At 72.8% G+C, this 2121-nt stretch carries 4 protein-coding genes; all 4 read right to left on the bottom strand.

What is annotated here, in order from left to right; genetic code table 11:
• On the bottom strand, positions 1-625 hold a 625-nt coding region (locus tag G3I53_RS30900; RefSeq protein WP_275406528.1), incomplete at its 3' end, for a magnesium chelatase domain-containing protein.
• Between the two features lies 1 nt (position 626).
• Positions 627-1079: a YraN family protein gene (locus G3I53_RS30895; RefSeq protein ID WP_164336621.1), complete on the bottom strand. Its 453-nt coding sequence runs from the start codon at positions 1077-1079 to the stop codon at positions 627-629.
• An 89-nt stretch (positions 1080-1168) separates the two neighbouring features.
• Positions 1169-1477, bottom strand: coding sequence for a DUF2469 domain-containing protein (locus G3I53_RS30890; RefSeq protein ID WP_003993268.1), 309 nt, complete (start codon positions 1475-1477; stop codon positions 1169-1171).
• A 54-nt stretch (positions 1478-1531) separates the two neighbouring features.
• A complete protein-coding gene (locus G3I53_RS30885; RefSeq protein WP_164336619.1) occupies positions 1532-2056 on the bottom strand; it encodes an NUDIX hydrolase in 525 nt (174 codons plus the stop codon).
• Positions 2057-2121 lie beyond the last annotated feature (65 nt).

The raw sequence follows: 2121 nt of genomic DNA, 5'->3' as shown, positions 1-2121 counted from the left end.
CGGCCGCGCCCGCGCCGGGCAGGCCGGTGGCGGCGCCGGTGCCGGGGACGCGCAGGCCCGCCAGCAGCGGGTCGGGCCGTGCGGGGTCCGGGGGTTCCTCCTCGGGCACCGGTTCGTCGGCGAGCACCGCGATCAGCTGACGCAGGCTGCGGATGCCCAGTACGGACACCCCCGGCACCAGCGACGCCTCGGCGGCGGCACACTCCGGTACGACGACCTGCTCGTATCCGGCGTCGGCCGCGGCCAGCACGGCGGGGAGGGTGCCGCGGACCGGGCGGACCCGGCCGTCCAGGCCCAGCTCACCGATCATGACGATGTCGGCCAGCACCCGTGGGTCGAGCCGTTCGGCCGCGCCGAGCACCGCGCTCGCGACGGCGAGGTCGAAGCCGCTGCCGGCCTTGGGCACGGAGGCGGGGCTGAGGCCCACGGTGAGCTTCTTCTGGGGCCAATCAGCGCCGGAGTTCACCACCGCCGCGCGGACCCGGTCCCGGCTCTCCGTCAGGCTCTTGTCGGGCAGTCCCACCAGGGTGAACGCCGCCACGCCCGGTTCGAGGTCGGCCTGGACCTCCACCACGACGCCCTCGACGCCGACCAGGGCGACCGCGCAGGTACGGGCGAAGCCCATGTCAGGCCACCCCCCGCACATGCTCGACCCGGGGCGCTCCGCGGGCGGGCAGCACCACGCCCACCAGGTCGATGCGGACACCGCAGGGCGGTGCTCCGCCGTGGTCGCGCAGCCAGCGTCCGGCCAGGTCCCGCAGACGCTCGGCCTTGACGGCCGTCACCGCCTCCATCGGGTGCTGGAAGGCACCGGCCCGGCGGGTCTTCACCTCGCAGACCACCAGGACGTCCCCGTCCCGGGCCACGATGTCGATCTCGCCGGTCCGGCCGCAGCGCCAGTTGCGCTCCAGGACCGTCATCCCGGCCTCGGCCAGCCGTCGCGCGGCCAGCGCCTCGCCGTACCGGCCCAGCGCGCTGCGCGCCCGCTGTGGGCTGCGGGAAGGTCGTGCGAGGACCGCCGGCCGGGTTCCGCGTGCTGCGGGTCGAGCGGGTCGTGCGGGTCGTGCGTTCGTCGTCATGTCGGCACCGCCTTTCGGTGCCCACGTTCACGCAGCCCGCCCCACGAAGTGGATCTTGGTGGATGGCCCGCCGGTTGTGGACAACTCCGTCACCCGCTCGGGAGCTCCAGATCGCTCTTGTTGAGCTCCTCGATGTTCACGTCCTTGAACGTCAGGACGCGGACCTGCTTGACGAACCGGGCGGGCCGGTACATGTCCCAGACCCAGGCGTCCGCCATGGACACCTCGAAGAACACCTCTCCCTGGACCGAGTGCACCTGCATCTCGTAGTCGTTGGTCAGGTAGAAGCGGCGCTCCGTCTCGATCACGTATTTGAACAGACCGACGACATCGCGGTACTCCCGGTAGAGCTTCAGCTCCATCTCGGTCTCGTACTTCTCGAGGTCCTCGGCGCTCATGGCATGTTCCCCTTCAGCGTGCGATCCCCCCATTGTGCGCCAGCCACGGAACCCTCAGACGATTTCGGTGTCCAGGGTCTCGGGTCCGGCCGGGGGACCTTCGTCGAGCAGCCTGCGCAGCAGCTCGGCGAGTCTGGTCGGATACACCGTCTCATGCGCCCGCGCCAGTTCCGGGCACGTCCACCAACGCGCACCGACGACACTGCGCCGCTCCAGCTCGGTCAGTGCCGTCGCGGCGCTGACCGTCTGCTCGGTCCGCGCCAGGAAGTACCACTCGTCCTGGTCCCAGCGGCGGCCGGCGAAGGGGAAGGAGCACCTCCGCCGCCAGAGCACCGGGCCGAGTTCCACGTCGGTGATGCCGGTCTCCTCGGCGAGTTCCCGCAGGGCGGCCTCCTCGCGGGTCTCCGTGCCCTCCACGCCACCGCCGGGCGTGAACCACCAGTCGTCGCAGGGGTCGTCCGGTTCGTGGCCGTGCAGCAGCAGGATGCGGTCCTGCGGGTCGAGCAGGACCACGCGGGCGACGCGGCGCAGCCCGGTCTCCTGGGGCTCCCCGGCCGCCGGAGCGGTCTCAGCGGCCACCGGACGCCCCCGCTCCCGGCCGGTCCGCCGTGCCCGCGGGCTTCGCCGCCCGGGCCCGCGACGCG

This window comes from Streptomyces sp. SID14436, assembly GCF_010548465.1.
In the GTDB taxonomy this organism is placed as follows: domain Bacteria; phylum Actinomycetota; class Actinomycetes; order Streptomycetales; family Streptomycetaceae; genus Streptomyces.
Note: the sequence above shows the minus strand (reverse complement) of the source record. Positions and strands in the feature narration are given on the sequence as shown.